This window comes from Streptosporangium carneum, assembly GCF_027922005.1.
In the GTDB taxonomy this organism is placed as follows: Bacteria; Actinomycetota; Actinomycetes; order Streptosporangiales; family Streptosporangiaceae; genus Streptosporangium; species Streptosporangium carneum.
On record NZ_BSEV01000134.1, the window covers coordinates 1 to 559 of the forward strand.

At 55.8% G+C, this 559-nt stretch carries 1 protein-coding gene; it reads left to right on the forward strand.

What is annotated here, in order from left to right; genetic code table 11:
* Positions 1-91: 91 nt before the first annotated feature.
* The coding region (locus PKF00_RS44195; protein WP_271223784.1) for a JAB domain-containing protein at positions 92-559 on the forward strand (468 nt) is incomplete at its 3' end.

Sequence of the window (559 nt, forward strand, 5' to 3'; positions counted from 1 at the left end):
TAACCCCTTAACATTCCATATAACGTTCTAAGGTCCGCCACGCGAAAGGAAGAGTGAGGAATGGCGATCTGGATTTAAAGGAGGAAAAGCCATGAGTGAGCCCAAAACTGCTATTCAGCATGATGCCGATATCTCGCAGCGGTTCGAGGGCCCAGCATTGCTGGCCAGGCTCTTGGCTCGGCACCTCGGGGACACAGCTTTCAGTCAGGCATGCAAGCTGATCAAGGCCTATAGCGATGTGGGCGGGGTCATCCAGGCGGCAAGCACCCAGCCGGCCGCAACACTCGATCTGCCAGCGGCGGCTGTCGAGGATCTACGGCTGGTCCAGGACCTCTCTATGGAGCTCTGTCGATCCAAGGTTTTCAACCGCGACGTAATCGGCAGCTGGAGCGCCCTTATGGCCTATGTTCAGGGCCGGTTTCAGCACAGAGCTACCGAATGCCTCTACATACTCATGTTAGACAGAAAGAATCGGTTGATCGCGGACAAACTGATGTCGGAAGGCTCGATAGATCACGCGCCGGTCTATCCTCGAGAGATTGCCCGGCAGTGTCTTCTC